The organism is Trinickia sp. (assembly GCF_057351765.1).
The window spans coordinates 327,647-352,244 of record NZ_JBMRBK010000036.1 but is presented as its reverse complement, the minus strand read 5'-3'; the positions used below and the strand labels follow the sequence as shown (position 1 = coordinate 352,244).

Sequence of the window (24,598 nt, the reverse complement as noted above, 5' to 3'; positions counted from 1 at the left end):
GTCAATACCGATGCGATCGACAACTCCGCGGGCGTCGACTGCTCGGACCATGAGGTCAATATCAAGATTTTGCTGGGACTCGTCGTGGCCGAAGGCGAGCTCACGGAGAAACAGCGCAACGCGCTGCTCGCGGAGATGACCGACGAGGTGGGCGAACTCGTGCTGCGCGACAACTATCAGCAAACGCAGGCGCTCTCCATCGCGGGACGTCATTCGGCGGAGCGCCTCGATGCCGAAGTGCGCCTCATGCGTTCGCTCGAGCGCGCCGGACGCCTCAATCGCGTCATCGAATTCTTGCCGACCGACGAGGAAATCGCCGAGCGCCAATCGGCGCATCTCGGCCTCACGTCGCCCGAGCGCGCCGTGCTGTTCGCCTACAGCAAGATGTGGCTCTTCGACGAATTGCTGGACTCCGATCTGCCCGAGGATCCGCTCGTCGCCGACTTCTTTCGAGATTACTTTCCGAAGCCGCTGCAGGTGCGGTTCGCAGCCGCGAGCGAGCGGCACCCGCTTAAGCGCGAAATCCTCGCCACGCATGTGGCCAACGTGCTCGTCAATCGCCTTGGGTGCGCGTTCGTGCATCGGCTGCAAGAAGAGACCGATGCGAAAGCCAGCGACATCGCGCGCGCGACGATCGTCGCGCGCGATGTCTTTCACGTCGACGCGCTCTGGCGCCGGATCGATGCCCTCGACAACCGCATTGCCGGCGACGTGCAAGCGCGCATGTTCGTCGAGGTGGCGCGGCTCGTCGAGCATGCGGCCCTCTGGTTCCTGCGGCAGATGCAGTCCGGCGGCGTCGCGCGCGAGGGGGCGGACGCTGCGGCGGGCGCTCCCGCGGCGGGCGGTGCCGCGGCGGGCGCACCCGTGGCAGCACTCGTCGAGCGTTGCCGCGAGGCGGTCGAACGTTTGTCTTCACAGCTCGAGCAGCTGCTGCCCGCCGCGGATCGCGAGGCCCTTTCGCAACGCAGGCAGTCGCTCGAATCGGCCGGCGTGGATGGCGAACTCGCGACCTACGTCGCGCGCGGCGACATCTCGGCTTCGCTGCTCGATATCGCCGATATCGCGGCGACGACGGGCGAGCCGCTGGAACTCGTCGCCGGGGTATATTTCGCACTCGGCACCGTGTTGAACTACGGCTTCATTTCCGAACGCGCGAACACGCTCCCCACGCCGACGCACTGGGACGTTCTTGCGCGCGCCGCGGCACTGACGGAATTTGCGCGGCTCAAGCGTACGTTGACCGCCAGTGCGCTCGCCCAAACGGACGCCCAGAGCAAGCGGCCCGAAGCCATCGCCGAGGCGTGGCAGGAAAGGCGCGTCGTGCCGCTCGAACGCTACGGCCGGCTGCTGGCCGAGCAGCGTGCGGGCGGCGGCGCGAGTCTCTCCATGCTGCTCGTGCTGGTGCGGGAAATCGCGGCGCTCGAGCGGGCGTAGTATTTCAGAGCAAAGCGGCAGGGCTTGTCAGATGAATGGTACAAATGTTGCTGCATTGCAGCTTTTCTGAACCGTTCGCGCACTCGTGAAGTCGTATCGTGACCGGACAGGGTCGCATCGTTGCGGCCCTGTCACGTCTGAGGTATGGCCTTCCCCCTTTGTTATGCGCAAATACATCGTCCTCGCGTTGTTTCTATCGTTTTTGTCTTTTTCGGTCTGCGCCGAGCCCGCCGCGAGCCCATCGGCATCTGCGTCGGCATCCGCATCCGCGTCCGCATCCGCTGCCGCGGGCGCCTCGAATCCCTCGCCTGTCACGCTGACGCCCGATCAGGCCAAGCGCGCACTCGACGCGCTGAACGACCCCAAAACGCGCACAAAAATTACCGATACGCTCCGCGCCATCGCCGCGGCCGGCGCATTGAGCGCGCCGCCGGCCAGCGCCGCGTCGGCCGCGAGTGCGGCGTCGCCACCGGCCAGTGGCGCATCGGTCGTCCTGGCCGCCCTTGCCCAGAACGGACTCGTCTCGCAGCTTTCGCGGCAGACCGCCGCCACGATTCGTCATGGGGCGTCGTCGGTGAAGGCGTCGGCAGCGGCGTTGCTCGACGTCCATTCCGTACGTGCCTGGTGGGGATATGAAATCGAGAGTATTCCCGGCCGCGCGCAATTGCGCGACTTGGCGGGTACGCTCTCGGCCTCGCTGTTGCCGGCGTTGCTGGTCGGCGTGCTGTTGGCCCGGCTGCTCAAGAAGCACATCGAGGCGCTCGGCAACCGTGGTGTCGCGCGCGAGGTGCCGGCCGTGGCGCCTGAGGCAGTGCCCGTGCCTGGGGCCGGCACGGCGGCCGACGGCGGGATGACCGCCGGCGGGGCGCAGGCCGATGCCGCTTCGGCGGACGCCATACCGTTGCAGGCCGCGGGCATCGACGCGCGGTCGATCGAATCCGATGCCGAGCGCGCCGCGCGCAGCCAGCGCAATGCGGCGCGCGCGGTGCAGCACTGGTCGCTCTTGCAGCGGCTGCCGTTCGCACTGCTGCACACGCTGTTGAAGGCGGTGCCGCTTGCGGTAGCCGTCGTCATCGCGGTCGTTATGATGTCGTTGCTGACCGATGACGGGACGCCCGAAGAGGCGGTGCTCGACACGCTGATCCAGGTCTACGCGATTGCGCGCGTCGTGGCGCTCGCCTGCGGGCTCTTGCTGGCAAGCGATGCGCCGAAGCTGCGCCTGTTGCCGATCAACGACGAATCGGCCGTGTTCGTCGAGCGATGGCTCATGTGGCTCGTGGCCGTGGTCGCCGTCGGCATTGCGTTGGCGGAGGCTCCGGTGCCGTTGGGCCTCTCGCCTGAAGCGCATCTCGGGATCGTCAAGACGGTGACGCTCGTCGGCCACATCATGGTGGCCGTTCTGATCCTGCAGATTCGCCGGCCCGTGCGGCAATGGATTCGCGACGCCACGGGGCGCACGCGCGGATTCAAGCTCGTGGGCCAGTGGCTCGCGGGTGCCTGGGCCTACATCGCGGTATTCGTCGTGATCGCGCTGTGGTTCATCTGGGCGCTCGATGTGCGCGATGGGTATCGCATCGTGCTGGGGCGCGGCGGGATATCGCTCGGGATCCTGATCGGCGCGCGCCTTGCGGCGATCGTGGCGTCCGGCGTGCTGGGCCGCATGTTCCGTTCGACGAACGGCGAGAAGGGTTCGATCGCGCTCGCGCGGGCGCATCGTTACTATCCGATGCTGCGCGGGATCATCACGGTTGCGATCGTCCTGGCAGCCGCAAATTTCGTTCTGTCGATCTGGGATCTTCATCCTTGGCAGGCATTCGTCCAGAAAGACCTCGGGCGGCGGCTGGTATCGGCGGTCGTGACAGTGGCGATCGCGGCCTTCGCGGCCATTGCCGTATGGGAGGCGATCAATGTTTCGATCGAGCGGCGCCTGCTCAAATGGACGACCGCCGGCGATCTCATGCGGGCGGCGCGCTTGCGCACGCTGTTGCCGATGCTGCGCACGACGCTGTTCATCGGCATCGCGCTCGTGGTCGGTCTCACGGGACTGAGCGAAATCGGCGTGAACATCGGGCCGCTGCTGGCGGGCGCCAGTATCTTCGGCGTCGCGCTCGGCTTCGGTTCGCAAAAGCTCGTGCAGGATTTCATCACCGGCATGTTCCTGCTGATGGAAAACGCGATGCAGGTGGGCGACTGGGTCACGGTGGCGGGCGTCTCGGGTACGGTCGAATATTTGTCGATTCGCACGGTGCGCCTGCGCGGCGGCGACGGGTCGCTCCATACCATTCCGTTCAGCTCCGTGACGACGGTAAACAATTCGAATCGCGGACTCGGCAATGCGTCTGTGAGAATCAACATCGCTTATGGACAGGACGTCGATCTCGCCGTACAGACCTTGAGCGATATCGGCGCTTCGTTACGCGAAGACCCGAAGTTCAAGGATGGCATCGTGTCGGACTTCAGCTTCTGGGGCGTCGATCAAGTCGATGGCGCGATGGTGACGCTGCTCGGTCAGATGCAGTGTCGCGATACGTCACGCTGGCCCGTGCAGCGCGAATTCAACCGGCGCATTCTCGAGATGTTCCGGGCGCGGGGTATCGAAATCGCGAATCCGCTGCGAAGCACGATGGTCGTTCCCGCCCGAGGCGCCAATGGCGCAGTGGAGGAAAACTCGGTGGATGATCCCGCAGGAAGCGCCGACGCGCAGCCGGGGCCGCCCGCACCGAAGCCGGACGGCAGCCAGCATGCGCAGGCCGCACCGGATGCGTCCCGGCGGACCGGATCGAAGCACTAAAAAACAAGTCGTCGAGTATTGGCGTAATCCGCTCGTTATACTGAGCCCGCTGCCGAAACCGGTCCGCACCGACACGAAGCGCGCAAGCGCAAAACGGGCGGTAGACGCAGCAGTACAAGCACAGGCAATAGCGAGCGGTTTTCTTCTTTCCCCTCTCAGGAATTCAACAAGGAACGCCCATGCTCACTCGCTCTATCTTGTCGGCCGCCGCGTTGACGCTTGCCGCATGCGCGGCGACGGCCTCGAATGCGCAGGACAACGCCGACAGTTTCACGGAAACCGCCTCGGCCGGTCATCCGGTCAAGGTCATGATCATTTCGATGTTCGGTCCCGAGGGCCAGGTATGGCTCGATCATCTCGGGCCGTGGAAGCCGATTCCCGTGGCCGGCTTATCGCCCGACTATCCCGAGGTCAATTGCAATCGGCAGGATGTCTGTGTCGTGACCACCGGAATGGGCCACGCGAATGCGGCGGCCTCGATCATGGCGCTGACGTTCTCGCACCGATTCGATTTGCGCCATACCTATTTCCTGATCGCCGGAATCGCGGGCATCGACCCCGCGCAAGGCACGCTCGGTTCGGCGGCATGGGCGAAGTATCTCGTCGACTTCGGCATTCAGTGGGAGCTCGATGGGCGTGAAATTCCGCCGGGTTGGAATACCGGCTATCTCGGCATCAATACGAAAAGCCCTACCGACAAGCCGCCGCTCGATTACCGCACCGAAGTCTTCCAGTTGAATACGCGCCTTGCCGATGCGGCGTTCGCGCTGTCGCGAAACGTGACACTGTCGGATAGCCAACAAGCGCAGGCTGCTCGCGCGAAATACAGTTATGCGCCGGCCAACCAGCCGCCGAAGGTCGTTCAGTGCGATACGCTAGCCGGCGATACCTGGTGGTCCGGGACGCTGCTCGGCGAGCGTGCGCGCGAATGGACGAAGATCATGACCGACGGCAAGGGTGTCTATTGCACGACCCAGCAAGAGGACAATGCGACCTACGAAGCCTTGAAACGTGCGGCCAGCGTGCACCGCGTGGATCTGAACCGCGTAGCCGTGCTGCGTTCAGGTTCGGACTTCGACCGGCCCTACGCGGGCCAGACCAGTGCCGACAACCTGCTCAACTACGCGGATCAGGGCGGCTTCGGTCCGGCCGTTGCCAATTTGTTTCTGGCCGGCAATCCGCTCGTTCAAGACATCGTGACGCACTGGGACGATTGGCGTAACGGCGTGCCGCAACACTGAGCGGCGCACCCGTCGCGGCGGCATCGCGCCGCCGCGGCGAGAACGGCACCCAACTCGGCGTGTCGACGTCCCAATTATCGAGCAGCGACAAGTCCGTATCGAACATGATCCGGCTCGTCATTGACGGGCAAGCGAAACACCCGTGCTGCCTTCGCGGTCCGCGATACGTGCCGCTTGGGTTTGACCTTCGAGCCCGATGTTCGGATAGCTTTGCTTGTTCATCGAAGGCAGCGTGCCATCGCGTTGAGCGGCGGCCACTTCGGCTCGCACTTCGGCACGCGTTTTCGTGCTCGTGCCGATCCACGATTGATCGTTGTAGGTGCCGTTGTGTCCGATGCCGCCATCGGCGAATGCAGCGGTGCTCGCGACGAGCGAAGTCAAAAGGGCGGCGATGAGGGAAGTGCGCTTCATGATGGATGCTCCTGTCTGTTCGATGCGGCGCTGACGATCAGTGCCGCGACAGTTGCAAATGTAGTGTTCGAAGCGCGCTCGATAAATCTACGAATCGTGAATTGATTTGTCGCGCGGACAAAACAATGAAGCGAAGTCACGCATATCGCGGGCGCCGGGAAAAAGCGGCGCCCGCGATCCCGCCTCTTACGCGACCCATTCCGACAGCACAGGCGTATCGAGCGGCTGGGCCGATTCCAATTCCTCGAACGTGCGCTTGCTGCAAGCCTTGTCGAGGCTTTGACGGCCGCTCAGCAGCGGGCAGCGATCGAACACTTCCGCCACCCAATCGACGAAGACGCGCACTTTCGGCGACAAATGACGGCTGTGCGGATAAACGGCGGAAATCGGCATCGGCAGCGGCTTCCATTCGGGCAGCACTTCCTTGAGCGCGCCCGAGCGCAGATGCGGCAGCACCATGAAAAGCGCCATCTGAATCATGCCGAACCCTTCGACAGCGCACGCCACATAGGCGTCCGCGTCGTTGACGGAGATCGAGCCCTCCATCTTGACTTCCACTTCCTTGCCGTCGACGAGAAACGACCAGTTCATGATGCGGCCCGTGCGGCTCGAGAAGTAATTGATCGCGCGGTGCTGGCTCAATTCCTCGAGCGTGCTTGGCACGCCTGCCTGCGCCAGGTAATCGGGCGACGCGCAGGTCACGCCCTCGAACAGGCCGATGCGGCGCGCCACGAGCGACGAATCCTGCAGGGCGCCGACCCGCACGACGCAATCGACGCCTTCTTGCAGCAAGTCGACGGGCCGGTCCGACAAGCCGAGTTGCAAATCGATATCCGGATAGCGCTCGCGGAATTCGCGAAGCGCGGGAATGACGATCGTTCGCCCGAGCGAGCCCGGCATGTCGACTCGCAACTTGCCGTGCGGCTTCTTGTTGCCGTTTTGCAGGCTGCTCTCGGTTTCTTCGACATCGGCGAGAATGCGCACACAGCGTTCGTAGTACGCTGCGCCATCGGGCGTCAGACTGAGACGGCGCGTCGTCCTGTGCATGAGGCGCACGCCGAGATGGGACTCGAGGTTCTGAATGATCGTGGTGACCGAGGCCCGTGGCAGATCGAGCGTTTCCGCTGCCTTGGTGAAACTGTTCGTGTCGACCACGCGAGTGAACACCTGCATGGCTTGTAGGCGATCCATCGTTGCTCTCCGGAGGAAATGACCCACCGCCGCGCTCGCGCCGGACGCCGGCAGCGACATGCAGACAATTGTTCGGAAGCGGTGAATTGTGTTGCCGGATTATAGGCATTTATCGGAATTCCTGCCGAACCCACAATTCGGATCATTGTGAAACTGCCGCGCCTTTGGGCGCTCGACCCATGCGTACTACGCACTCTCGTAGCATTTCGGAAGGCGGCTCGTCCGCCGCGCCTTCGCTCGAGATCAACGAAATTCGGATTGCCGGATATCAGCGCAATATCGCATTGCGGCTTTATCGCCGTGACGGCTTGCGTTCAATGCCGGTCTTGCTTTATTTTCATGGCGGCGCGTTCGTACGCGGTTCGCTTGACGATGGCGATGCGGCCGCGCGTTATTTTGCCGAGCATCTTTCGGCATTGGTCATATCCGTAGATTATTCGCTGGCGCCGAAACATCCGTTTCCAGCCGCGCTCGAGGATGCCTATCGCGCCGCGCGATGGGTCGAAGCTGTCGGGCGCACGTACGGTGCCGGCGGAAAAGTACTGTTCGTGGCAGGGCATTGCGCGGGCGGGCACATCGCCAATGGGCTCGCGTTCGTCGCGCGCGATCGCGGCGAAGTCCGCATCGATGCACAGGCGTTGTTCAGCCCAATGCTCGATCCGAGCATGACTTGCCTTGCCGACGAGCGGCGTGTTGCCTCCGACATCTCGGCGCGCGAATGCGCGGCGAGCTATCGTGCCTACCTGCCGCAAGCCGCGCAACGGCTGCATCCCTACGCGGCACCGCTCGAATCGGCCCGGCTTGCCGGGCTGCCGCCGACGTTCGTCGCCACCGCGCAAAACGACGTGCTGCATGTCGAAGCGGAACGGTACGCCGCGCGCCTCATCAGCGCGGGTGTGTCGACGCAGGTCGTCCGCTATCCGAGCGCATCCCATGAGCGGGTGGGAAGCGATGCTCAGGCACTGCAGGATGCGGTGCGGTTTTTTCAAAGCCGTCTTGCACCGCCCGCAGTCACGATTCGCTGATCAGAAACGTCATACAACAATCAATCACACACCGGAGCTTCCTTATGTCCAAGCAGCGTTTTTCCCGTACACGCATCGCCGGCGCGGTGGTCGCCGTCGCCGTGCTGGCCGGCGTCGGCACCCTGACGGCCGTGCGCGTGAATGCCAATGCGCCGGCACAGGCGGCCCCGATGGCACCGGAAGTCGACGTGGCCGCGGTTCTCGACAAGACCGTGACCGACTGGCAGGAGTACTCGGGCCGGCTCGAGGCCGTGGACAAGGTCGAGGTGCGCCCGCTCGTCTCGGGCACGATCGTCTCGGTCAACTTCAAGGACGGCTCCCTCGTGAAAAAGGGCGACGTGCTGTTCGTCATCGATCCGCGTCCCTATGCGGCCGAAGTCGATCGCGCCCAGGCGCAGCTTGCCGCCGCGAAGGCGCGCAACGGCTACGCGCAAAGCGATTGGCAGCGCGCGCAGCGTTTGATCGAGGACAACGCGATCGCCAGGCGCGACTTCGACGAGAAGAAGAATGCCGCGGTCGAGGCCGCAGCGAACGTGCAGGCCGCCGAAGCCGCGCTGGAGACGGCGCGCATCAATCTCGGCTATACGAAGATCGTCGCACCCGTGTCCGGCCGTGTTTCGCGCGCCGAAGTCACGCTCGGCAACGTGGTCTCGGTGGGCTCCGGCACGCCGCCGCTCACGACGCTCGTTTCGGTGTCGCCCATCTATGCCTCGTTCGATGTCGACGAACAGACCTATCTGAAGTACATCGGCCGTGCGCGCACGGGTACGTCCGTGCCGGTCGAGCTGGGGCTGGCCGATGAGGCGGGCTATTCGCGCAAAGGCGTCGTGGCGTCGGTCGACAACCGGCTCGATACCGCATCGAGCACCATTCGTGTGCGCGCGCGTTTCGACAATCCGGACGGCACGCTCGTGCCGGGTCTGTACGCGCGCATCAAGGTGGGCGGCGGTGCGCCGCATCGGGCGCTGCTCGTCGAGGAAGCGGCCATCGGTACCGATCAGGACAAGAAGTTCGTGCTCGCCGTCGATGCGAAGGGCCAGGTCTCGTATCGGCCGGTCTCGCTCGGCGCCTTGCACGGCAATCTGCGTGTGATCACGGCCGGTCTTGCCAGCGGCGACCGTATCGTCGTCCACGGCATTCAACGGGTACGCCCCGGCGCAACGGTGCGGCCGCACGTGGTGGCGATGGACGGTGGCGACGATAGCCAGCCGGGCGCCAATCAGACGGATGCCAATGCCTCGAATGCCGGCGACTCGTCGAATTCGTGAGTGGTCCGTTGCGCTCGAATTCGATGCGCTCAATTGAACAGAACGCGATATGAACATTTCAAAATTCTTTATCGATCGGCCGATCTTTGCAGGGGTGCTATCGGTTCTGATCCTACTGGCGGGCGTGATCGCGCTTTTCCAGTTGCCGATTTCCGAGTATCCGGAAGTCGTGCCGCCTTCGGTCGTGGTCCACGCGCAGTATCCGGGCGCGAATCCGAAGGTGATCGCCGAAACGGTGGCTTCACCGCTCGAGGAACAGATCAACGGCGTCGAGAACATGCTCTACATGCAGTCGCAGGCCAACAGCGACGGCAACATGACGCTCACGATCACGTTTCGCCTCGGCACGGATCCGGACAAGGCGCAGCAGCTCGTGCAAAACCGCGTCTCGCAAGCGCTGCCGCGCTTGCCCGACGACGTGCAGCGCCTGGGCGTGACGACGATCAAGAGCTCGCCGACGCTGACGATGGTCGTGCACCTGATCTCGCCCGACAATCGATACGACATGACGTACCTGCGCAACTATGCGCTGCTCAACGTCAAGGATCGGCTCGAGCGCATTTCGGGCGTGGGCCAGGTGCAACTGTGGGGTGCGGGTGACTACGCCATGCGCGTATGGCTCGACCCGCAGAAGGTGGCCGAGCACGGATTGACGGCGAACGATGTCGTTGCCGCGATCCGCGAGCAGAACGTACAGGTCGCGGCGGGTGTGATCGGCTCCTCGCCGACGGGCCCTGGCGTGCCGCTGCAGTTGTCGGTCAACGCGCGCGGCCGGTTGCAAACGGAAGAGCAATTTGGCGCCATCGTCGTCAAGACGTCGCCGACGGGCGGTGTGACGTATCTGCGCGACGTGGCGCGAGTGGAACTCGCTGCGTCCGAGTATGCCCTGCGTTCGCTGCTCGACAACAAGCCGGCCGTTGCACTCGCAATCAACCAGCAGCCCGGTGCCAATTCGCTGGCGATCTCCGATCAGGTCCGCAAGGATATGGCCGACCTGAAGAAGGACTTCCCGGCAGGTATCGACTACAGCATCGTCTATGACCCGACGCAGTTCGTGCGCTCGAGTATCGAGGCCGTGATCCATACGCTGCTGGAGGCGATTGCCCTCGTCGTCATCGTCGTGATCGTGTTTCTGCAGACATGGCGCGCGTCGATCATTCCGCTCGTCGCGGTACCGGTTTCTATCGTCGGTACGTTCTCGCTGCTGCTTGCATTCGGGTTCTCGATCAACGCGCTATCGCTGTTCGGTATGGTGCTCGCGATCGGTATCGTCGTCGACGATGCGATCGTGGTCGTCGAAAACGTCGAACGCAACATTGCCGAGGGGCACAGTGCGCATGCGGCGACCGTGCGCGCGATGCGAGAGGTGAGCGGGCCCATCATCGCCATCGCGCTGACGCTCGTTGCCGTGTTCGTGCCGCTCGCGTTCATGAGCGGCTTGACGGGGCAGTTCTACAAGCAGTTCGCGATGACGATCGCGATCTCGACGGTGATCTCCGCGTTCAATTCGTTGACGCTTTCGCCGGCCCTTTGCGCGATCCTGCTGCGCAGCCACGATGCGCCCGAGGATTGGCTCACGCGCGTCATGAATCGTCTTTTCGGCGGCTTCTTCCGCGGTTTCAACAAGGTCTTCAAGCGCGGTTCCACCGCGTATGGACGCGGTGTGCGGAGCGTGCTCGGTCATCGGACCATGATGCTCGGCGTCTATGCGGTGCTCGTCGGTGCGACGGTCCTCGTCACGCAGATCGTGCCGGGCGGCTTCGTGCCCGCGCAGGACAAGGAGTACCTGATCGCGTTCGCCCAACTGCCGACCGGCGCCACACTCGATCGCACCGAGCGCGTCATTCGCGAGATGGGCGATATCGTCGCGCAGCAGCCGGGCGTCGAACACGCCGTCGCATTCCCGGGGCTTTCGGTGAACGGCTTCACGAACAGCTCGAGCGCCGGCATCGTGTTCGTTTCGCTCAAGCCGTTCAAGGATCGCGGTTCGCGCGCGCTGTCGGCCGGTGCGATCGCAGGCGCGCTGAACCAGAAGTTCGGCGGCATCAAGGACGCGTTCGTTGCGGTGTTCCCGCCGCCGCCCGTGTTGGGTCTCGGCACGCTCGGCGGCTTCAAGCTGCAACTCGAGGATCGCGGCGCGCTCGGCTATACGCAACTCGACAAGGCGACGGAGGCGTTCATCAAGCGCGCGCAAACGGCGCCTGAACTCGGTCCGCTCTTCACGAGCTACCAGATCAACGTGCCGCAGCTGAATGTCGATCTGGATCGCGTGAAGGCCAAGCAGCTCGGCATTCCCGTCACCGATGTCTTCCAGACGATGCAGGTCTATCTGGGCTCGCTCTACGTGAACGACTTCAATCGCTTCGGACGCGTCTATCAGGTTCGCGTGCAGGCCGATGCGCCGTTCCGTTCGCGGCCCGATGACATCGGGCAACTGAAGACGCGCTCGGCGTCGGGCGAAATGGTGCCGCTGTCCTCGCTGGTCAGGGTGACGCCCACGTATGGCCCCGAGATGGTGGTGCGCTACAACGGCTACACGGCCGCCGACATCAATGGCGGGCCGGCGCCCGGTTATTCGTCGGGGCAGGCGCAGGCCGTCATCGAGAAGATCGCGAAGGAGACGCTGCCGCGCGGCGTGAAGTTCGAGTGGACCGACCTCACGTATCAGCAGGTCCTGGCCGGCAACTCCGCTATCTGGGTGTTCCCGATCAGCGTGCTGCTCGTGTTCCTCGTGTTGGCCGCGCTCTATGAGAGCCTGACGCTGCCTCTCGCCGTGATCCTGATCGTGCCGATGAGTGTGCTCTCCGCCCTGGCCGGTGTCTGGCTGCTGCGCGGCGACAACAACATCTTCACGCAGATCGGATTGATGGTGCTCGTGGGCCTCGCCTCGAAGAACGCGATCCTGATCGTGGAGTTCGCGCGGGAGCTGGAGCACGACGGTCGCACGCCGATGGCCGCGGCCATCGAGGCGAGCCGGCTGCGGCTGCGGCCGATTCTGATGACGTCGATCGCGTTCATCATGGGTGTCGTACCGCTCGTGCTGTCGACGGGGGCCGGCTCAGAGATGCGGCATGCAATGGGTATTGCGGTGTTCTTCGGCATGCTGGGTGTGACGCTGTTCGGGCTCATGCTGACGCCGGTCTTCTATGTCGTGCTGCGTACATTGGCGGGCGGCAAGATCCACGTCGCCGGCAAGGACTCGAAGGACGAGACCGATTCGAAAGTGCGCGAGCTCGACGTGACCGACGCATAAGGCTTGGGAGAAAAAATGAAACGATTGGAAAAGACGGCCGGCGCACGGGGCACGACAAGGGGTGCCATGCGGATGCTGGCGAGCGGCCTGTTGATGGCGCTATTGGCAGCATGCTCGCTCGATCCGGCCTACAAGCGGCCGGACATGAACATCCCGAGCGCGTTCAAGGAAGCGCCGCAGGCGGATGCAACGGCGGCATCGGGGGCACAGGGGCAATGGAAGCCTGCGCAGCCCTCCGACGCCCTCTCGCGCGGCGAATGGTGGACCGTGTTCGGCGACGACACGCTCAACCAGCTCGAGCAGCAGGCGCTCGAGGCGAACCAGGATTTGAAGGCGGCCGCGGCGCGCGTGCGGCAATCGCGGGCGGCGCTCGGTTCGGCTCGCTCGGCCTGGTTCCCTGAAATCGACGCGGGCTTCGGGCCGACGCGCGAGAAGTTGTCGCCGGCTTCGCAAGGCCTGCCGCAAAATGCCAACGTGCCGCCGCTGACGCTGTGGCGCGCGCAGTCGACGGTGTCCTACGAGGCCGATCTGTTCGGGCGGGTCAGCTCGAACGTCTCCGCCGCGCGGGCCGACTCGCAGCAAAGCGAAGCGTTGTTCCGTTCGGTCCAGCTCGCGTTGCAGGCCGACGTGGCGGCGACGTATTTTTCGCTGCGTGAGCTCGACGCCGAGCGCGATCTGTACAACCGTACGATCGGGCTGCGCGAAGAGGGTGTGAAGCTCGTCAAGCGCCGCTTCGACGAGGGCGAGGTGAGCGAGCTCGATTTGTCGCAGGCGAACAACTCGCTCGCGACGGCGCGTGCCGAAGCGGTGGGCGTGGAGCGGCAACGTGCGGCGGCCGAGCACAGCCTTGCGATTCTGCTCGGCAAGACGCCGGCGGAGTTCACGTTTGCGCAGCAGCCGCTCGTGCCGGTCACGGCGCGTGTGCCGGCGGGGTTACCCTCGGCGTTGCTCGAACGGCGGCCCGACATCGCGGCGGCCGAACGTGCGATGGCGGCGGCGAACGCCCGCGTGGGTCTGGCGAAGTCGGCATTCTTCCCGAAGCTCGATATCACCGGGGCATTCGGCTATGAATCGGCGGGGCTTGGCGAGCTCTTCATGTGGTCGAGCCGGACGTTCCTGCTCGGGCCGTTCGCGGGCACGGCGCTCACGCTGCCGATTTTCGACGGCGGCCGGCGCAAGGCTCAACTCGCGCAGGCGCGCGCGCAATTCGACGAGGATGTCGCGCTGTATCGCTCGCAGGTGCTGACGGCGTTCAGGGAGGTTGAGGACAACCTTGCCGATTTGCGATTGCTCGACGATCAGATTCGCGCTCAAGGCGATGCGGTGAGTTCGGCGCAGCGTGCGGAGCATTTGTCGCAGACGCAGTATCGGGAAGGGCAGGTCAGCTATCTGGATGTGCTCGATAGCGAGCGATCGGTGCTGGTTGCGCAGCGGCAGGCGAGTCAGCTCGCGGGTTCGCAGGCGGTGGCGACTGTTAACCTCATTCGTGCGCTCGGTGGCGGGTGGGGCGATATGAAAGGGAGCAGTGCAACCGATCAGGTCGCTAAGCGGTAGATGAGCTTGCCTGAGCGATAACGCATGGACGCCGCTCGAGCCGTTATCGGCTGGGTGGCGTTTTTTTCGCGCGTGTGTAGATGATTTCGCCGGCACAGGCAGCCGCGCGCTAAACCGATTCGATGCCTAGCGCAGGCTAACTTTCCGACTTCAAAAACAGCTCATGCGTTGGCGCAAAATGCGCGTAGAGCGGCAAAATAGCAGCCCCCATTGCCCGCGCATCGGTGCCGATCGCCCCTTCGAGCAACTGCGGCCGCACCATCCCCTCCCATTCGATCCTATCGAGGTCGCGCTGTGTGCGGCGCATGAGCTCGCGTACGAGTTGCCGATCGATCTCGCCATCCACCACGACCGCTTCGAGATCGATGAGTGCCGCCGAAGTCGCGACGGTCGAGGCAATGGCCCCACTGGCTTCATCGAGCCAGCGGTCCGTGACAGGCCACACCTCGGCGTCGAAAGCCCGGTGATCGTGCGCTGCCGCGGCAGGTGCTCCTCGTTCGCTCATACGCTGTTCGAGCACGAATCCCGACGCCGCATGCAGCAACTGCCGCGGTGCGTGTCCGTTGCCGGCCGATAACGGAATCGAGCCCACTGCGCCCGCATTACCATGCGGTCCGCTATGCAGCCGCCCATCGATCACAAGCCCGCCACCGATAAACGTGCCGATAAAGAGATAAAGAAACGTCCGAATCCCACGCCCTTGGCCCATGACGAGTTCGGCCGCGCAAGCGGCGGTCGTATCCTTCGCGAACTCCACAGGCAATCCGGTCATAGCCGCAATGCGCGTGCGAATGTCGATGGCATTCCAGCCATCGAGCACCCCAGGGGGCGCGCCGAGAAAATCGCGCCAGCCGCCCAGCCAGAGCGGTGCCGCCACACCCATGCCAACCACCTTGGCGGCCCCCTCCCCAAGCGTCGTCATGACGCGCCCAAGGTTGCGCTCGAGCGTGGGAAAAAGCGTCTGCGGATCCGGATAGGCATACTCGAACACTTCGCGACTGCGGACATGCCCGACAAAATCGAGCGCGAGCACATCCAGGCTGCGACGCCCGACTTTAATGCCGATGGTATAAGCGCCGTCCGGCTCCAGCGCGATCGGCACAGAGGGCTGCCCAATACGTCCGCGCACACGCGCCTGCTTGACGAGCAGCCCATCGTCGATGAGCCGATCGACGATCATCGACGCCGTCTGCATCGACAGCCGCGTGAGGCGAGCGACATCGGCCTTGGCGAGCGATCCATGGAGTCGGATCGCCTGCAACACGATTCGCTCGTTGAACTGCCGCATGCCGACCTGATTCGAGCCGACCGGCCGTGTCGCCGGGGGATGCGCGCGGCTCATCGTCGCCGTGCCGCTGACGCGATCGCGCGATCGAAAATCATGCGATCGCCTTGACGTCGGCTTCTTTCGCGCCGGTCATGATGGCTACGGCTTCCGACATATGGATGTCTTCCTTCTTGACGAGCGCGGCGCGCCGGCCGAGACGCTGGATATGGATGCGATCGGCGATCTCGAAGACATGCGGCATGTTGTGACTGATCAGGATCACCGGCAGGCCACGGTCGCGCACGCGCCGGATCAACTCGAGCACCATGTTGCCTTCCTTGACACCCAGCGCGGCCGTCGGTTCGTCGAGAATCACGACGTGGCGCGCGAACGCGGCGCTGCGCGCCACGGCCACGCCCTGGCGCTGCCCGCCCGACAGTGTTTCGACGGCCTGCCGCATCGAGCGGATGCCGATTTGCAGGTCCTTCATGTGCGAAGTCGCTTCCTCGAGCATGCGGCGCTTGTCGATCATCTGGAGGATCGAGCCGCGCCACCCCGGCAGGCGGCGTTCGCGGCCGAGAAAAAGGTTTTCCGCGATCGTCATCGCGGGCGCTACCGCGAGTTCCTGATAGACGGTCTCGATGCCTTTCTCGCGCGCATCGAGCGGGCTGCGGAATTGCACGCGTGCGCCATCGAGCAGGATTTCGCCCTCGTCGGGCACGAGTGCACCGGAGAGCGCCTTGATCAGCGACGATTTGCCCGCACCGTTATCGCCGATGACGGCGAGGATTTCACCGGGCAGGACCTCGAAATCGCAACCGTCGAGCGCGGTGACCTGTCCGTAGCGCTTGACGAGGCCCCGGGCCTGCAGCACCGGTGCGGCCGAATGGGAAGAGGGTGTCGACATGGCGGTTCCTTGATGAAAACAGGCGCGTCAGGCGCGGCGATGCGAGAGCTTGTCGGCCGCAACGGCCAGAATCACGAGAACGCCGGTGATCAATACCTGATATACCGACGAGACGCCGATGAGCGTCAGCCCGTTGCGGAATACGCCGACGATCAGTGCGCCGAGCAGCGTGCCGATGATCGAGCCGCGGCCGCCGAAGAGGCTGGTGCCGCCGAGCACGACAGCCGTGATGCTGTCGAGATTCTCGGTCTGTCCGGCTTGGGGGTCGCCGACGCCGGTTCGCGAGACGAGCAGCAGGGCGGCAATGCCATAGATGAAGCCGGCGATCGTATAGACGCAAACGAGGATGCGCTGCGACGACAGACCCATGAGCCGCGCCGCTTCCGGGTTGTTGCCGAGCGCATAGAGATGCCGGCCGGGCACGGTATTTCGGAGTACGAACCAGGTCGCGAGATACATGAGCAGCGCGAGCACGGTCCCATAGGTGACCTCGGCCGGGCCGATCGAGAACGTGTTGCCGAGGAACATCATCGCATCGGGCAGATTCGAGACTGTTTCGGCATTCGAGTAGATCTGCGTGAGCGCGAATGCGATGTTCAGCGTGCCGAGCGTCACGATGAAGGACGGCAGCTTGATGCGCGTGACCAGTACGCCGTTCAGGAGTCCGAACAATGCACTGGCGCCCATGCCGCAGAGAATCGCCAGTACGGGCGGCACGCCGAGGCCCACGGCGAACTTCGTCATGACGATGGAGCCGAAGGCCATCACCATGCCGCACGACAGATCGATACCCGCGGTGAGCACGATCAGCGTCTGGCCGATGGCGATCACGGCGACGACCATCGTCTGCTGCAGAATCAGCGAGAAATTCTGAAACGAAAGGAAGCGATGAGTCTGCGTGAAGAAGAATGCGCAGGCGGCGATCAGTGCGATCAGCGGGCCGGCTTCGGCGATGGTCGGCATGCGGTGCTGATGCGGCCGCGAGACGGGTGCCGGTGCGACCGGCGGAGCGGATCGAGTCGTCATGGTGCGTCTTCTCGTCAGTACGGGGGATAAGACATGGCGCGGACTTCGTCAGACGGCCCGAAGGCCGCGCCGGAGGGAGGGCTTAGCTGCCCCAGCAGTTCTCGAGGCCGAACTTCGTGTCCTTGCTGTCCACGCCTTGCATCGGCTTGTCCGTGATCAGCGTCACGCCGGTATCCTTGTAGCCGCTGACCTTCTTGCCGGTCTTGGCGTATTCGGATCCCGCTTCCACGCCGAGCGCCGCCATCTTGAGCGGGTACTGTTGAGCGGTCGCGGCGATCTGGCCGGCCTTCACGTTGCGCACGCCTTCGCAGCCGCCGTCGATCGAGACGATCAACACGTCTTTTTCCTTACCGGCGGCCTTGAGCGCGCGATACGCGCCGGCTGCCGCGGGCTCGTTGATCGTATAGACCACGTTGATGCCGGGGGCCTTTTGCAGGCAGTTTTCCATTGCCGTTTGACCCTTCGCACGGTCGCCGCGCGTGTCCTGGCTGCACACGATGCTCGGATCGCCTTCCTTGATGCCGAAGCCCTTCAGGAAGCCGTTATGGCGCAGAACACCGACGGAAATCCCGGGTGCGAGATCGAGCGTGGCGATCTTGGCGGGCTTGCTGCCGAGCGCGGCTTTGGCGTATTCGCCGATCAATTCGCCGGCCTTGAAGTTGTCGGTGGCGAACAGTGCATCGGTCGCCTCCTGCGGATCGGTCGGCGTATCGAGCGCAATGACCATGACACCGGCCGAGCGCGCCTTCTTGATGGCCGGAACGATGGCTTTCGTGTCGCTCGGTGTGATCAGGATCGCCTTCGCGCCCGCGGCCGTCATGTTCTCGATCGCATTCACCTGGCTCGCGTTGTCGCCGTCGAACTTGCCGGCGGCCGTTCGCAGTTCGACTCCGTCTTTCTTCGCGGCGTCCTCGGCACCTTGTTTCATCTTGACGAAGAACGGATTGGTGTCGGTCTTGGTAATCAGACCGACGACAACCTTGTCGGCCGCGTGAGTGCCGCTCGCGCAGAGCGCTGCGGCAACGGCTGTGGACAACATGGCGGCGCGCGCGAGCGCGGCACAGGGGCGAGTCTTCATCAAGGGTTCCTCCTCCGATGGGTGCAGCGGTTCTTGTTCGTGATGGATTCGAAGACTAAATCAACTTGCGTGATTTAGTACAGCAGCGCGGGGGCGAGGAGTCAAGAAACGCAAAATGCTGCGGTGCGGCAAAACCGTGGCAGGCAAGCGCGCATTGCGGCCTTATGAAAAGGCAGCAGCGCGCTCATGTTGCTTTGCGCAAATGCGATTGCCGGCTACGGGTAAATCCGGAGGAAAAAGCAAAGAAAAAAAGCCCGTTCGAAAGAACAGGCTTTTTGAAATGAGAGCGTGAAGCGCTCGCGTGGCGGAGACGATTGGCGGCGGTTTTACGCCGCGCAGGCGGTTTGGACCGCTTCTTTACCCGCGGCGGCTTTCTTCGTCTTGCCGGCCCTCGAAGGCGGTTGACACGCGCCGCATACGACGTTTTGCTGAAGGTCGTGCTTGTGCGCGATGAATTTGCCGCTGCAGCGGCAGCAGGGCGTGAGCTGAAGCATGTCGGCGTCGAAAAAGCGCACGAGCGTCCAGGCACGCGTGAGATCGAGCACCGGCTCGCACTCGCCATGTCTGCAGTGCTCGAGATAAAGCCGGTAGCCCTTGGTCAACGCGTCCAGATGCGAGCAGCCCGCTTCGTTTTTCAGGAAGAGGTAAGTGTTGTAGAACAGCGACGCATGGATGTTGGCCAACCAGGTCATGTACCAGTCCGCCGAGAAAGGCAGCATGCCTTTGGGCGGCGAGGCACCCTTGATCTCGCGATAAAGGCGAATCATCCGATCCCGCGACAGCGACAACTCGCTTTCGAGCACCTGCATGCGCGCGCCCAGTTCGATCAGGGCGATGGCGCGAAAGACTTCCTGGGCGTCTTCGGTGAGGCTTTTTTTCGGACCCATGACGCGCACCTTAGGCGAATTGTTCGACTGGCTGACCCGCGAGGAGGATCGCGGTGTGCGTTGCGGCGACATCGGTATTCCTGGCCGTCTGCGTGAGGGCCGAGAGCATCGAATGGTCGTTGAAGCGGAAAAAGCACAGCAGCTGGTCCGACGAGGCCAGCTTGACGCATTGCGCGAGCGAAAGACCGGCGAGCAGATCGGCCAGTTGCGACGACAGGCCAAGGCGGAACATGCCGATCGCCTTGTCCTCGCGCAGCATGCGCTGCGCGAGCATGATGTATGACAGGTTAATTTCGCGGATTGAATCCAGCGTCTCGCCGTTGCGGTCCATTTGTCACGCTTCCGAAGCCCCGTTGGTTTATTCCGGTAATTTGTACCGTGTAATTCTTTCTTTTTGCGACCGACAACGTTTGCTCGACCGCTTGAGTAACTTTGATACAAGGAGTTACATTTCGTAACAACCAATGAAGCGCATTGTACGAACTGAACCTCGGTAAATCAATCCCTTCCCATAAAATGTACGAAAAATTTATCTAAGGGTTTTCGGCAATTTTTTCGCGGAGATGTAACAGGAAAAGTTGACCGAGCTCGCTCAGACGTTTGATTTCGTTAGCGAAACGCGGCTCGGTCAATGGAAGAGGAAAAAAATGCGGGGTGGGGCGCGGCGGCGCGCGCTGTGGGGATCAACGAGTGCGCAAGCGCAGCGTAGTGCTGGATCTATTTGCGGCGCCGGCGCCGGCGCCGATAGCCGCCGGCGAAGACGGCAGACGCGGGCACCGTGCCCAGGGTGACGCTGACGGCGAGCGCGTCAGGCGAGGAAGTTCAGCAGCGCTTCGGTAAATGCGGGCGCAGCTTCGACGTTGGACAAATGCGCGGCATCGAGCGTGACGAGTCGCGCGCCGCGAATGCGATCCACCATGAACCGGGCATCGGCCACCGTCGTAACAGGATCGTGCTCGCCTGCGATCACGAGGGTGGGGCACGCGATGCGTTCTATATCGTCGCGCAGGTCCGTGTGGGCAAGTACCTCGCAGCCGGCTATGTAGCCCTCGGGCGAAAGCGTGCGCAAGCGCCCGGTCAGTGCGTCGACGGTCGATCCGTGCGCCGCCACGAATCCCTGCGTGAACCAGCGCGCGGCGGAGCCTCCCGCCACTTCGTCGAGCCCGCGCGAACGTACCAGCTCGATGCGCTCGCGCCAGCCGTCCGGTTTGCCAATGCAGGCCGCCGTATTGCAGAGCACGAGCTTGTCGATGTGCGCCGCAGCATGGATGCCGAGCCACTGCCCGGTCAAGCCTCCCATCGAAAGCCCGACGAAGTGCGCGCGTTCGATGTCGAGCAAGTCCAGCAGCGCGAGCACGTCGCGTCCGTAATCGTCGATGGCGTAAGGCGGCGGGGGGAGTGCCGAGCGGCCGTGTCCACGCGTGTCATAGCGCAGCACGCGAAAGGTGCGCGCGAGGACTTCGACTTGCGGATCCCACATTTCGAGCGTGGTGCCGAGCGAGTTCGACAGTACGACCACCGGGGCGCCCGCGGGTCCCGCAAGCTCGTAATGAAGCGTCGTCATGATTGGGTGTCTCCGGTCGATGGCGTCGCCGATCATACGCGCTCGATGATGAGCGCGATACCTTGGCCGACGCCGATGCACATCGCGCACAGCGCGTAGCGCCCTCCGGTGCGGGCAAGCTGATAGGTGGCCGTCGTCGCGAGGCGGGCACCCGATGCGCCGAGCGGGTGCCCGAGCGCAATCGCGCCGCCATTTGGATTGACTCGGGCATCGTCGTCCGCGAGCCCGAGGCTGCGCGTCACGGCGAGCGCCTGCGCGGCGAACGCTTCGTTCAATTCGATGACATCGATGCGATCGAGTGCGAGCCCGGTCTTGTCCAAAACCTTGCGGACCGCCTGAGCGGGTCCGAAGCCCATGATGCGCGGCGCGAGGCCGCTCGTGGCCATCGCGACCACGCGTGCTCGCGGACGCAATCCGAAGCGCGCAGCCGTTCGTTCGTCGGCGAGCAACAGCGCGCAGGCGCCGTCGTTGACGCCCGATGCATTGCCCGCCGTCACGGTGCCGTCGGGACGCACGACGCCCTTGAGCTTGGCCAGCGCTTCGAGCGTCGTCGCGCGCGGGTGCTCGTCCTTGGTCACGACGAGCGGCTCGCCCTTTTTCTGGGCTACGTGAACGGAGATCAGCTCGTCGTCGAAGCGCCCCGCTTCCTGGGCGGCCGCGGTGCGCATTTGCGAGCGCAGGGCGAAGGCGTCCTGGTCTTGACGGCTCACGCCGAACTGCGTTGCGACGTTTTCCGCGGTCTCCGGCATCGAATCGACGCCGTGCATCGCTTTCATCGCCGGGTTGACGAAGCGCCATCCGATCGTTGTGTCTTCAACTTTCATCGAGCGGCTGAATGCGCTATCGGCCTTGCCCATGACGAACGGGGCCCGGCTCATGCTTTCGACGCCGCCCGCGATGACGAGGCTCGTCTCGCCGGTCTTGATCGCGCGTGCCGCGGTGCCGAGCGCATCGAGCCCCGAGCCGCAGAGCCGGTTCACGGTGCTGCCCGGAACCTCGACCGGCAGGCCGGCGAGCAGCGCGGCCATGCGGGCGACGTTGCGGTTGTCCTCGCCGGCCTGGTTCGCACAGCCGTAGATGACGTCGTCGACCGCCTGCCAGTCCACGCCGGCATTGCGTTCGACGAGTGCCTTGATCGGCAATGCGGCGAGATCGTCGGCGCGAACCGTGGCCAATGCGCCGCCGTAGCGGCCGAATGGGGTGCGCACGGCGTCGCAGATATAAGCGTCGTTCATGGGTGTCTGTCCTTTGGCGTTCGTGCGGATGCTTTCGTCAGGCAGCGCGCGGTGCGTGGATGAGCGGTACGGGCGTCACGTTCTGCAGCGCTTCGAACGAAAGGCCTTCGACGATCTCGATCACTTCGAGGCCGCGAGGCGTGATGTCGATGACGGCCAGATCGGTATAGATGCGATCGACGCAGCCGATGCCGGTCAGGGGATACGTGCAGCGCTCGACGATCTTGCACTCGCCCGTCTTCGTCAGATGATCGGTCATGACGAAGACTTGCTTGGCGCCGATCGCGAGATCCATGGCGCCGCCGACGGCCGGAATCGCGTCCGGTGCGCCGGTATGCCAGTTCGCGAGGTCGCCCGAGGCCGAGACCTGGAACGCGCCGAGCACGCAGACGTCGAGATGCCCGCCGCGCATCATCGCGAACGAGTCGCCGTGATGAAAGAACGCGCCGCCTTCGAGCAACGTGACGGGCTCCTTGCCCGCGTTGATCAGTTCGGGGTCCTCATGACCGGGAGCCGGAGCTGGCCCCATGCCGAGCAGGCCGTTCTCGCTATGAAGAAAGATCTCGCGGTCTTTCGGCAGATAGTTCGCGACCTTCGTAGGCAGACCGATGCCGAGATTGACGTAAGCGCCTTCGGGGATGTCTTGCGCAACGCGCCGGGCGATGTCGTCGCGGGTCCATTTGTTCATGCTGAGCTCCTTACGCGGCGAGCGCCGCGCTGCCGGCCACGGCAACCACGCGCTTGACGAAAATACCCGGGGTGACGATGGCTTCGGGGTCCAGTGCGCCGAGCGGCACGATCTCGCTGACTTGCGCGATCGTCGTCGTCGCGGCCATCGCCATGATCGGGCCGAAATTGCGAGCGCTTTTTCGATAGACGAGGTTGCCCCAGCGATCGCCGCGGTGAGCCTTGATGAGCGCGAAGTCCGCCTTGATCGGATATTCGAGCACGTAGTGGCGGCCGTCGATTTCGCGCGTTTCCTTGCCCTCGGCCAAAAGGGTGCCGTAGCCGGTCGGCGTGAACACGGCGCCAAGACCGGCACCGGCCGCCTGGATGCGGACCGCGAGGTTGCCTTGTGGGACCAGCTCGAGCTCGATCTCGCCGGCGCGGTAGAGCGCATCGAACACTTGCGAATCCGCCTGACGCGGGAACGAGCAGACGATCTTGCGCACGCGCCGCGCTTTGAGCAGCGCGGCCAAGCCCAGTTCTCCGTTGCCGGCGTTGTTGTTGACGATGGTGAGGTCTTTCGCGCCCTGCGCGATGAGCGCGTCGATCAGCTCGGCCGGCTGTCCGGCCGTGCCGAAGCCGCCGATCATCACGGTCGCGCCGTCGAAGATGCCGGCTACGGCCGCTTCGAGCGAAGTAACGGTTTTGTCGATCATGGTTGCCTGCCCGGTGAGTCAGAGCATGTGCTCTGGCGGAGTTGACGGGTGTCAATGTAGGGCGGCAGGTCGCCTGGCGTCAATGGCGATTATCGGAAAATTGTTCGGTGATCGAACAAATGGCGGTTTGGAGCCGTGAAAAACCCTATCTGCGGCGCACCGACGTTCGATTGCCGCACATATAGGCTAGAATTCGGCCATTGAAACAGGGGGTAGCGATGTCTGCGCATTCAGAAACCGGCTCGCGGCCGGCCGATCCGGAAACCGAGGCGAGCGCCGAGCCCGAAGCGGGCGCTGCAGCGGTAGTCGAGTCCGACCCGGATTTCATGACATCGCTGGCACGGGGGCTCTCGGTCATCCAGGCCTTCTCGGCTCAGCGCCGCGTATTGACGACTTCGCAGATCAGTCAGCGCACGGGCATTCCGCGCGCGGCCGTCAGGCGGTGTCTGCATACGCTCGGTAAGCTCGGCTTCGTCAGTGCCGAAGACGGCCGCAACTTCTCCTTGCGGCCGCGCATCCTCGCGCTCGGTCATGCGTATCTGGCGTCGACGCCGCTCGCCAACGCGGCGCAGCCCGTATTGCGGCACATGAGCAATACGCTCAACGAATCGAGCTCGGTCGCCATTCTCGATGGCGATGAAATTCTTTATATCGCGCGAGCTTTTACTTCGCGAATCATGACGATCGACCTGCACGTCGGCAGCCGGTTACCGGCGTACTGCACGTCGATGGGCCGGGTACTGCTTTCGCATCTGGGTGTCGATGCGCTCGACGCGTATTTCGAGCGCGTCAAGCTGATTCAATACACACCGCGCACGATCGTGACGCGCGAGGGCTTGCGCGAGGCGCTCGATTCAGTCCGGCGCAACGGTTATGCGATCAACGATCAGGAGCTCGAAATCGGACTGCGCTCGATCGCCGTGCCGATCCAGGCGCCCGACGGTCGCGTGGTTGCGGCGCTCAATGTCGGCGTTCAGGCCGCGCGCATCTCCGTGGCCGAAATGGAGAGTCGTTTCCTGCCGGTGTTGAGGGAAGGCGCGCGCGAGCTGGGGCTGTTGCTCGTTTGAGGTGGCTGCCGGAGCGG

At 63.9% G+C, this 24,598-nt stretch carries 20 protein-coding genes; 8 read left to right on the top strand and 12 right to left on the bottom strand.

The annotated features are described in order from the left end of the window. The 3 genes from ACO1XS_RS09935 to ACO1XS_RS09925 form a co-directional block, all read left to right on the top strand. Window positions 1–1,434, top strand: a 1,434-nt coding sequence (locus tag ACO1XS_RS09935) for an NAD-glutamate dehydrogenase domain-containing protein (RefSeq protein WP_486390565.1), incomplete at its 5' end; no start/stop codon positions are given. Between the two features lie 163 nt (window positions 1,435–1,597). Beyond that, window positions 1,598–4,225 (top strand): mechanosensitive ion channel domain-containing protein, encoded by a 2,628-nt coding sequence (locus ACO1XS_RS09930; protein WP_486390564.1) that lies wholly within the window; start codon window positions 1,598–1,600, stop codon window positions 4,223–4,225. Window positions 4,226–4,404: 179 nt separating this feature from the next. After that, window positions 4,405–5,466 carry a purine-nucleoside phosphorylase gene (locus ACO1XS_RS09925; RefSeq protein WP_486390563.1) on the top strand — a complete coding sequence of 354 codons (1,062 nt, stop codon included), beginning with the start codon at window positions 4,405–4,407 and terminating at the stop codon, window positions 5,464–5,466. A 117-nt stretch (window positions 5,467–5,583) separates the two neighbouring features. Here the strand turns inward: ACO1XS_RS09925 and ACO1XS_RS09920 are convergent, their stop codons facing one another. Then, window positions 5,584–5,877: a DUF4148 domain-containing protein gene (locus ACO1XS_RS09920; RefSeq protein WP_173256778.1), complete on the bottom strand. Its 294-nt coding sequence runs from the start codon at window positions 5,875–5,877 to the stop codon at window positions 5,584–5,586. A 186-nt stretch (window positions 5,878–6,063) separates the two neighbouring features. Then, the gene (locus ACO1XS_RS09915) at window positions 6,064–7,068 is read right to left on the bottom strand and encodes a LysR family transcriptional regulator (protein ID WP_331566369.1); all 1,005 of its coding nucleotides are present in this window, start codon (window positions 7,066–7,068) and stop codon (window positions 6,064–6,066) included. Between the two features lie 179 nt (window positions 7,069–7,247). Here ACO1XS_RS09915 and ACO1XS_RS09910 point away from each other — a divergent pair, with 179 nt between their 5' ends. From ACO1XS_RS09910 to ACO1XS_RS09895, 4 genes are read left to right on the top strand one after another with little or no spacing between them, the layout of a single operon-like run. Continuing rightward, window positions 7,248–8,093, top strand: a complete 846-nt coding sequence (locus ACO1XS_RS09910) for an alpha/beta hydrolase (protein ID WP_331566367.1) — start codon at window positions 7,248–7,250, stop codon at window positions 8,091–8,093. 44 nt (window positions 8,094–8,137) lie between these two features. Then, window positions 8,138–9,361, top strand: a complete 1,224-nt coding sequence (locus ACO1XS_RS09905) for an efflux RND transporter periplasmic adaptor subunit (protein ID WP_331566365.1) — start codon at window positions 8,138–8,140, stop codon at window positions 9,359–9,361. A gap of 49 nt (window positions 9,362–9,410) precedes the next feature. Beyond that, the gene (locus ACO1XS_RS09900; protein ID WP_331566363.1) at window positions 9,411–12,614 is read left to right on the top strand and encodes an efflux RND transporter permease subunit; all 3,204 of its coding nucleotides are present in this window, start codon (window positions 9,411–9,413) and stop codon (window positions 12,612–12,614) included. A 15-nt stretch (window positions 12,615–12,629) separates the two neighbouring features. Continuing rightward, window positions 12,630–14,168, top strand: a complete 1,539-nt coding sequence (locus ACO1XS_RS09895) for an efflux transporter outer membrane subunit (protein WP_414720144.1) — start codon at window positions 12,630–12,632, stop codon at window positions 14,166–14,168. Window positions 14,169–14,304: 136 nt separating this feature from the next. Here the strand turns inward: ACO1XS_RS09895 and ACO1XS_RS09890 are convergent, their stop codons facing one another. The 10 genes from ACO1XS_RS09890 to ACO1XS_RS09845 all read right to left on the bottom strand — a co-directional run bounded on the left by ACO1XS_RS09890 (window position 14,305) and on the right by ACO1XS_RS09845 (window position 23,514). After that, entirely contained in the window at window positions 14,305–15,510 is a 1,206-nt protein-coding gene (locus ACO1XS_RS09890; RefSeq protein WP_331566361.1) for an ROK family transcriptional regulator, read from the bottom strand. A gap of 37 nt (window positions 15,511–15,547) precedes the next feature. Then, a complete protein-coding gene (locus ACO1XS_RS09885; RefSeq protein ID WP_486390562.1) occupies window positions 15,548–16,342 on the bottom strand; it encodes an ATP-binding cassette domain-containing protein in 795 nt (264 codons plus the stop codon). A 27-nt stretch (window positions 16,343–16,369) separates the two neighbouring features. Continuing rightward, the gene (locus tag ACO1XS_RS09880) at window positions 16,370–17,368 is read right to left on the bottom strand and encodes an ABC transporter permease (protein WP_331566357.1); all 999 of its coding nucleotides are present in this window, start codon (window positions 17,366–17,368) and stop codon (window positions 16,370–16,372) included. Between the two features lie 82 nt (window positions 17,369–17,450). Next, window positions 17,451–18,446, bottom strand: a complete 996-nt coding sequence (locus ACO1XS_RS09875) for a sugar ABC transporter substrate-binding protein (protein ID WP_331566355.1) — start codon at window positions 18,444–18,446, stop codon at window positions 17,451–17,453. 326 nt (window positions 18,447–18,772) lie between these two features. After that, complete coding sequence (gene flhC, locus ACO1XS_RS09870; protein ID WP_331566353.1) at window positions 18,773–19,333, bottom strand: flagellar transcriptional regulator FlhC; 561 nt, start codon at window positions 19,331–19,333, stop codon at window positions 18,773–18,775. Between the two features lie 10 nt (window positions 19,334–19,343). Beyond that, on the bottom strand, window positions 19,344–19,664 hold the full coding sequence (gene flhD / locus ACO1XS_RS09865; RefSeq protein ID WP_486390561.1) for a flagellar transcriptional regulator FlhD: 321 nt from the start codon (window positions 19,662–19,664) through the stop codon (window positions 19,344–19,346). 477 nt (window positions 19,665–20,141) lie between these two features. Continuing rightward, the gene (gene pcaD, locus ACO1XS_RS09860; protein WP_331566349.1) at window positions 20,142–20,897 is read right to left on the bottom strand and encodes a 3-oxoadipate enol-lactonase; all 756 of its coding nucleotides are present in this window, start codon (window positions 20,895–20,897) and stop codon (window positions 20,142–20,144) included. 32 nt (window positions 20,898–20,929) lie between these two features. Beyond that, window positions 20,930–22,132, bottom strand: a complete 1,203-nt coding sequence (gene pcaF, locus ACO1XS_RS09855; protein ID WP_486390560.1) for a 3-oxoadipyl-CoA thiolase — start codon at window positions 22,130–22,132, stop codon at window positions 20,930–20,932. Between the two features lie 37 nt (window positions 22,133–22,169). Next, entirely contained in the window at window positions 22,170–22,820 is a 651-nt protein-coding gene (locus ACO1XS_RS09850) for a 3-oxoacid CoA-transferase subunit B (RefSeq protein ID WP_331566345.1), read from the bottom strand. Window positions 22,821–22,830: 10 nt separating this feature from the next. Next, entirely contained in the window at window positions 22,831–23,514 is a 684-nt protein-coding gene (locus tag ACO1XS_RS09845; protein ID WP_331566343.1) for a 3-oxoacid CoA-transferase subunit A, read from the bottom strand. A gap of 218 nt (window positions 23,515–23,732) precedes the next feature. Between ACO1XS_RS09845 and ACO1XS_RS09840 the strand changes: the two genes are divergently transcribed. Continuing rightward, on the top strand, window positions 23,733–24,581 hold the full coding sequence (locus tag ACO1XS_RS09840) for an IclR family transcriptional regulator domain-containing protein (RefSeq protein WP_481578850.1): 849 nt from the start codon (window positions 23,733–23,735) through the stop codon (window positions 24,579–24,581). Window positions 24,582–24,598: the final 17 nt, after the last annotated feature.